General features: G+C 72.3%; 7 protein-coding genes. 6 read left to right on the top strand and 1 reads right to left on the bottom strand.

Annotated features, from left to right (window positions below; genetic code table 11):
- On the bottom strand, positions 1-298 hold a 298-nt coding region (locus tag ABZY11_RS41705), incomplete at its 3' end, for a condensation domain-containing protein (RefSeq protein WP_356484167.1).
- A gap of 375 nt (positions 299-673) precedes the next feature.
- Between ABZY11_RS41705 and ABZY11_RS41700 the strand changes: the two genes are divergently transcribed.
- From ABZY11_RS41700 to sbnB, 6 genes are all read left to right on the top strand, one after another.
- Positions 674-1,144, top strand: coding sequence for a cobalamin-dependent protein (locus tag ABZY11_RS41700; protein WP_356484166.1), 471 nt, complete (start codon positions 674-676; stop codon positions 1,142-1,144).
- A complete protein-coding gene (locus tag ABZY11_RS41695) occupies positions 1,131-2,414 on the top strand; it encodes a methylaspartate mutase (RefSeq protein ID WP_356484165.1) in 1,284 nt (427 codons plus the stop codon). Before ABZY11_RS41700 ends, ABZY11_RS41695 begins: the two co-directional genes overlap by 14 nt.
- Before the next feature lie 84 nt (positions 2,415-2,498).
- Positions 2,499-3,512 carry an asparagine synthetase A gene (locus tag ABZY11_RS41690; protein ID WP_356484164.1) on the top strand — a complete coding sequence of 338 codons (1,014 nt, stop codon included), beginning with the start codon at positions 2,499-2,501 and terminating at the stop codon, positions 3,510-3,512.
- Positions 3,509-4,735: a glutamate synthase-related protein gene (locus ABZY11_RS41685; RefSeq protein WP_356484163.1), complete on the top strand. Its 1,227-nt coding sequence runs from the start codon at positions 3,509-3,511 to the stop codon at positions 4,733-4,735. Before ABZY11_RS41690 ends, ABZY11_RS41685 begins: the two co-directional genes overlap by 4 nt.
- A complete protein-coding gene (gene sbnA / locus ABZY11_RS41680) occupies positions 4,732-5,679 on the top strand; it encodes a 2,3-diaminopropionate biosynthesis protein SbnA (RefSeq protein ID WP_356484162.1) in 948 nt (315 codons plus the stop codon). The genes ABZY11_RS41685 and sbnA overlap by 4 nt, the downstream gene beginning before the upstream one ends.
- Positions 5,680-5,704: 25 nt before the next feature.
- Positions 5,705-6,712, top strand: coding sequence for a 2,3-diaminopropionate biosynthesis protein SbnB (gene sbnB / locus ABZY11_RS41675; RefSeq protein WP_356484161.1), 1,008 nt, complete (start codon positions 5,705-5,707; stop codon positions 6,710-6,712).
- The last annotated feature ends 266 nt before the right edge of the window (positions 6,713-6,978 follow it).

The raw sequence follows: 6,978 nt of genomic DNA, 5'->3' as shown, positions 1-6,978 counted from the left end.
CCACGGTCGCCGCATCCGTGTCCCGCGTGCCGTCCGCCGGCACCGCCACCGGGACGTCGCCCCGGCCGGCGTGCCGCGCCAGCAGCGTGTGGAACACCGTCAGCAGGACAGCGGGCAGCTCCACGCCCCGGTCGCGGGCCAGCGCGGCCAGCGCGTCGGCGGTGCGGGCGGGCACGTCGAACGGGACCCGGTCCGCAAGGCCCGGTCCGTCGTCCGACGGCCGGCGGTCCGACGGCAGTTCCAGCGGCTCGAGGCCCGCCAGTGCGTGCCGCCACTCCCCCAGCTGGTGATCAGCCACCGTTCACTCCCCATCGTCAGGACATCGTCAGCGGTACAAGCGGTTCACGGGCGGCACGTCGTACGGCGCGCGGCGAGAGACAGGGCGGGGGCCTCCGGGCGGGCCGGGGACCGTGGCGGCGACAAAACCGCGACCGCCGGCGCCGAACGTCCGCGACGAGCAGGCTAGGACGCGCGGACGCGCGACCCCAGTGGACACAAATGACGCCCCTCGGGCTGGTCACAACTGCCCAGTGCCGCTTGCGATCACCGCTGGCCACCATGGACGGCGTCACTAGTGCACAGCCCGGACGCCCCAAGGAGGGCGATTTCACGGGTACCCGGCCCGATCGCAGCGGTCGCGGCCCCATCACGGTGTCGAGAGGAAAAGCCGGTCGTGTACCCGCATCGCCAGCCCCCGGACAGCCCGCACCACGCAGTCCTGACCACCATCGCCTCGGACTCACACACCTGGAACCTGCTCTTCCTGCAACTACTGCTCGAGGAACAGGGCTGGGAGGTCACCAATCTCGGCGCGTGCGTCCCGGTCGGCGTCCTGATCGAGGAGGCCACGGCCCGCACGCCCGACCTCATCGTCGTCAGCACGGTCAACGGGCACGGCGCCGAGGAGGCGACGGGCCTGGCCCGTGCGGTGCGCGCCGTGCCGGCGCTGGCCAGGGTGTCGCTCGTCGTCGGAGGCAAGCTGGACACCTCGGGCACCATCGCCCCGGACGTCCACGCCTCGCTCACCGACGCCGGCTTCGACGCCGTCCTGACCGGCGCGAACGCCGTCCCGGGACTGCTCACCCTGCTCGACGCCCTGGCCGGGCACCGGCACGGAAGGTCCCATGCCGATGCCGTCCGCTGAACCCGCCCCCGCCGGCGGCGCCTTCCACCGCTTCATTGCCGACGCCGCCCGCACCGGCAGCCTCGTCGTGCAGCCCCGTATGGGCTTCGCCGACCCCGCCCGGATGCGCACCGGCCTGATCGCCACCCGCGCCGCCGACGCCACCACCGTCGGCACCCTCACCCTGGACAGCTTCACCCGCGTCGGCGATTACGCCGCCGCCGCCCGCGCCGTCGCCCAAGACCACCACCTCAACGGCTATCCGCTGGTCAGCATGCCCATCGAGACCACCACCGGTCTCCTCGACGGCGTCCACGGACCCGGTTTCCCTGTCCAGGTACGGCACGGCTCCGCACGGCCCGGCCGGATCGTCGAAGCCCTCATCGCCGCCGGACTCGACGCCACCGAGGGCGGCCCCGTCTCCTACTGCCTGCCCTACGGCCGCACCCCGCTGGCCACCTCGGTCCGCGCCTGGGCCGAAGCATGCCGCAGGCTCGCCGCCCTGCGCGAGGCCGGCACCGAACCGCATCTGGAGACCTTCGGCGGCTGCATGCTGGGCCAGCTCTGCCCGCCCTCCCTGCTCGTCGCCCTCTCCGTCCTGGAAGCCATGTTCTTCCGCCAGCACGGCCTGCGCAGCATCTCCCTCAGCTACGCCCAGCAGACCAGCCGCGAACAGGACGAGGAGGCCGTCCACGCGCTGCGCGCCCTCGCCGCCGACCAACTCCCGGACACCTCCTGGCACGTGGTCGTCTACGCGTACATGGGCGTCTACCCGGAGACCTGGGACGGTGCGCTGCGGCTCGTGGCGGACGCCGCCCGGCTCGCCGTGCGCACCGGCGCCACCCGGCTCATCGTCAAGACACCGGCGGAGTCGGCCCGCATCCCCTCCGTCGAGGAGAACGTCATCGCGCTGGAGACCGCCGCCGCTGCCGCCCACACCACGCGGCCGGCCGCTCCGCCGCCGTCCACCGGCATCGAGGCGGAGGCCCGCTCCCTCGTCGAGGCCGTCCTGAACCTGCACGACGACCTCGGCCAGGCCCTGATCCGCGCCTTCGCCCACGGCTACCTCGATGTCCCCTTCTGCCTGCACCCCGACAACGCGGGGCGCACCCGCAGCTTCATCTCCGACCGCGGCCGGCTGGAGTGGTCCCGCACCGGGTCGCTCCCGCTCGGCCGGCCCACCGCCGCACAGCCGTCCCGGCGGCTGACCTCGTCCGGACTGCTGCAAGCGCTCAACCACGTCAAGAACCGCTACGACGACCCCGCCGCCCGCCTCGACAGGGCGAGCTGATCCGAGCGGCCCCCGCCCCGGCGCCCTCCGCCACCGGTGGCTGGTGCCCCCGACCCGGCAACGACAGGACAGGACACGACAGACATGACACTTCAGATAGATCTCCCGCCGGCACCCGAGGCCGCCGCACTGCCGTCACCGTTGGAACACCTGCGCGACCCGCGCACCCACGCGGCCTTGCGCATCCAGCAGGCACTCATGGCCGGGGCCCGTTCCTTCCTGCGCTCCGACGGCGCCGTGGAGATGGCCCACCCGGTCATCGGCCCCGTCACCGACCCGGGCTCGCGCGGCGCCAAGCAGGTCGACGTCGATTACTACGGCCACCGCTACAAGCTGATGACCAGCGCCATCCTCTACAAGCAGGCATCGCTGCTGGCCTTCGACCGCATCTTCCTCGTCGCGCCCAACGTCCGCCTCGAACCCGTCGAGACCAGCAGCACCCACCGCCACCTCACCGAGTTCCGGCAGATCGACGTCGAGTACGCGGGCGCCACCCGGGACGACGCCATGGGCGTCGCCGAGCGGCTGGTCCGCCACGCCGTGACCACCGTCGTCGACGAGTGCGGCGACGACCTCGCCGTCCTCGGCCGCGAACCCGACGTCCTGCGCCGCCTCGTGGCCCGGCCGTTCGCCCGCGTCCCGCACGGCGAGGTCGTCGACGGCCTGCGCCGCGACGGGTACCCGCAGGCCGCCGGCACCGAGATCGAGTGGGAGGCCGAGGAGCGCATCTCCCGCCAGGCAGACGCCCCGTTCTTCATCGTCGGCTACCCCAAGGGCTCCCGCGGCTTCTACGACAAGGAGAGCACGGCCGAGCCCGGCACCCTGCTCAACTTCGACCTCATCGCCCCCGAGGGCTGCGGCGAACTGTGCAGCGGCAGCGAACGCGAGTACGACTACGCGGCCCTGGTCACCCGGATGCGCGAAACCGGCGAGAACCCCTCCAAGTACGCCTGGTACCTCGACGTCGCCCGGCACGGCATCCCCAGCAGCGCCGGCTTCGGCATCGGCCTGGAGCGCCTGACCCGCTGGGTCACCGGCCTGGACTCCGTCTGGCGGACCACAGCCTTCCCGAAGATCGCGGGGGTCGTGTCGCCGTGACCCAGCTGGCTGCACCAGGCCTGCCCGAGGACACCGTCCGCGCCCGGGCCCGCGACGGCGCCGCCGCCGTCTTCCCGCCCCTGAACAGCTACGGCACCGCCGTCTTCGGCGCCGCCCCCGAATCCGCCGGCGACGAGATCGACGGACTGCGCCTGGCCCCGCCCGTCTTCATGCCGGGCCGCCTGGCCAAGCTCATCGACCTCGGCCGCGAACCCCTCCACTCCGATGTCCGGCTCGATACCGCCCTCGGCGGCTTCACCGCCCCGCTGCCGGTCTACCTGTCGGCGCTCGGCTCCACCCGCGTCACCGGCACCAGCCTCGCCCTCAGCCGCCAGGCCGGACGGCTCGGCATCCCCATGGTCATCGGCGAGAACGTCGCCCCCATGAACGGCTTCCGCTCCAGCGGTGACGACCACCGCAAGGGCCTGCTGGAACGCGTCCAGGCGTACTGCGAGGAACTCCCCGACGGCGTAGGCGGCATCTGCGTCCAGCAGAGCACCGAGGACGCCGACTCCGAGGTCTGGAACCAGGTCTACAGCGACCCCGCCGTCACCGGCCTCCTGACCACCGGCCGCCTCGGCTTCGAACTCAAGGTCGGCCAGGGTGCCAAGCCCGGCCTCGGCGGCCTCACCATGATCAGCGAAGCGGTCGCGGCCGACCTCGCCGGACAGTACTCCGTCGAACGGCTGGGCCCCAGCGCCTCTTCGATCCTGCGCTGCGCGAGCCCGGGCACCTTCACCGACGAGATCTTCCGTCGGCAGATCCAGCTCATGCGCAACAACTACCCGCGCGCCCGCTGCTGGGTGAAGCTCTTCCCCGGCCGCGACATCGGCCAAGCCGCCACCATCGCCTGGGACGCCGGCGCCGACGCCGTCGCCGTCGACGGTGCCGAGGGCGGCACCGGCTGGGCCCCGACCGGCTTCCTCGGCCACGTCGGACTGCCCCTCGCCGAATGCCTGCGCCGCGTCGACCCCGCCGGCCGCACCCTCCTCGCCAGCGGACGCGTCTGGGACGGCATCCGCGCCGTGAAGCTGCTCGCCCTCGGCGCCCGCGCCGTCGGCCTCGGCCGCGCCGCACTGATCGCCGCCGACGAGGACCCCGAGAACGGCCTCGAACGCCTGCTGGACGCCATGGCGCTGGAATTGCGCATGGCTGTCAGCGCACTGGGCCGCTACGCGGCGGAGGAGACCGGCCCCGAAGACCTTTGGGAGCCCCGGTCATGATCTACGAGCACACCTACGAGCTGGTCACCGACGACCTCTTCGTCCTGCTGCCCCGGATGGTGCCCGGCTCGGACCTCTTCCTGAAGATCGAGGGCCTCAACCCGGCCGGCTCCGTCAAGCTGAAGACCGCGCTGAGCCTCATCGAGGACGCCGAGCACCGCGGCGTCCTCACGCCGGGCGCCCGCGTCATCGAGTCCTCGTCCGGAAACCTCGGTATCGCCCTCAGCTCCATCTGCGCCACCAAGGGCTACCGCTTCACCTGCGTCGTCGACCCGAACACCAACGCCACCAGCATCGATCACATGCGTGCCCTGGGCGCCGAGGTGGTCGTCGTCGACACCGTCGATGCCAACGGCGGCTTCCTCCAGTCCCGCATCGCCCACATCCGGCGCCACATCGAAGCGGACCCGACCGTGGTCTGGCTCAACCAGTACGCCAACCCGGCCAACCCGCGCGCCCATTACGAACAGACCGCGCGCACCCTGCTCAAGACGGTCCAGCATCTCGACTACCTGTTCATCGGCGTCGGCTCCACCGGCACGTTCGTCGGCTGCGCGCAATACCTGCGCGAGTTCTCGCCGCACACCCGGATCGTCGCCGTCGACGCCCTCGGCTCCGTCATCTTCGGCGCCGCACCCGGCCCGCGACGCATCCCCGGACTGGGCGCCAGCCGCATCCCCGAACTGTTCGAACCCGGCCTCGCCGACGACGTGGTACTGGTCGCCGAGGAGGACGCCGTACGCGAATGCCGACTGCTCGCCCGCACCCACGGCCTGCTCACCGGCGGCTCCACCGGCTCGGTGCTGGCCGCCGTCCGCCGCCACGCCGACACCATCCCAGCCGGCTCCCGCATCGCCGCGATCTCTCCCGACCTCGGCGAGCGCTACCTCGGCACTGTCTACAACAACGACTGGGTCGAGCGGAACTTCGGCGTCCTCACCTGATCCCGTCCGCGAAAGGCAACCACCGATGTCAACCTTCCACGTGATCGACGGCTCCGTTGCCCAGGATGTCATCGGCTCCGCGCCGTCGGACGTCCTGGACCTCGTACGGGAGACCTACCTCCAGCACAGCCGCGGGGCCACCGTGAACCCCAACAGCCACTTCCTGCGCTTCCCGCACGATCCCGGCGCCCGGATCATCGCTCTGCCCGCCCACCTCGGCGGCGACACACCGGTCTCCGGCCTCAAGTGGATCGCCAGCTACCCGCAGAACGTGAGCCAGAACCTGCCGCGCGCCTCCGCCGTCCTCCTGCTGAACGACGCCGAGACCGGCTACCCGTTCGCCTGCCTGGAGGCGTCCGGCATCAGCGCCGCCCGCACCGCGGCGTCCGCCGCGCTCGCGGTGGAGACCCTCGCCGACGGCGACAGCCCGAAGACGGTGCTCTTCGTCGGCGCCGGCGTCATCGGCCGGACCGTCTCCGACTTCCTCGCGGCGCGCGGCACCAACGTCCGCGAATGCCTGGTCCACGACCACGTCGACGCGTACGCCGAGACCTTCGCCGCCTACGCCGCCGGCACCCACGGCTGGCAGACCCGCACCGTGGCACAGATCGACGCGGCCCTGGCCACCGCCGACCTGGTCATCCTCGCCACCACCGCGCCGGCGCCCTGGCTGACGGACCGGCAGACCCTCCTGCCGGGCCAGCTCATCCTGAACCTGTCCCTGCGCGACATCCACCCCACCGTCATGATCAAGTGCCACAACGTCCTGGACGACATCGACCACTGCCTCACCGCGCAGACCTCGCCCCATCTGACGGAGATGGAGCATGGCACGCGCGACTTCATCGACGGCACGCTGGCCGACGTGCTGCGCGGCGATGTGACCCTGGCCCACGACCGCCCCACCGTCTTCTCCCCGTTCGGCCTCGGCGTCCTCGACCTGGCCGTCGGCTACCACATCTACCGAACCGCCCTGCGCACCGGTCGCGCCACCGAGATACCGGGTTTCTTCCCCGAGTTGAAGCGCTGGTGAGCCGAGCGGCACCGGCCGCATCCTCCGACGCCCCGGTCTCGCGCTCCCACCGAACACATGGTGGGACCACGAGACCGGGGCATCGGCATGTGTGCCGAAAGGGGCAGGGAGGGAATACGGGAGACCGGGGTGGAGACGTCACCGGCAGCGGAAGCCCGTGGCAGCGCCGGGCAGGGAGACCCCCGAGGCTCCGAAGCCCCGCGCCGCCCCGGGCCGACAGCGCGGGCCGGGCCCCCGCAGCGGCCTTCCGGCTCCGGGGCTCCACC

It is taken from the genome of Streptomyces sp. NPDC006510 (assembly GCF_040611955.1).
GTDB lineage: Bacteria > Actinomycetota > Actinomycetes > Streptomycetales > Streptomycetaceae > Streptomyces.
This window is presented reverse-complemented; position numbering and strand designations above follow the sequence as displayed.

What these genes read in the sequence shown, in the direction of transcription:
- ABZY11_RS41690 (WP_356484164.1), top strand. Translation starts at nt 2,499, where the DNA reads ATGACACTTCAGATAGATCTCCCGCCGGCACCCGAGGCCGCCGCACTG.
- ABZY11_RS41695 (WP_356484165.1), top strand. Translation starts at nt 1,131, where the DNA reads ATGCCGTCCGCTGAACCCGCCCCCGCCGGCGGCGCCTTCCACCGCTTC.
- sbnB (WP_356484161.1), top strand. Translation starts at nt 5,705, where the DNA reads ATGTCAACCTTCCACGTGATCGACGGCTCCGTTGCCCAGGATGTCATC.
- sbnA (WP_356484162.1), top strand. Translation starts at nt 4,732, where the DNA reads ATGATCTACGAGCACACCTACGAGCTGGTCACCGACGACCTCTTCGTC.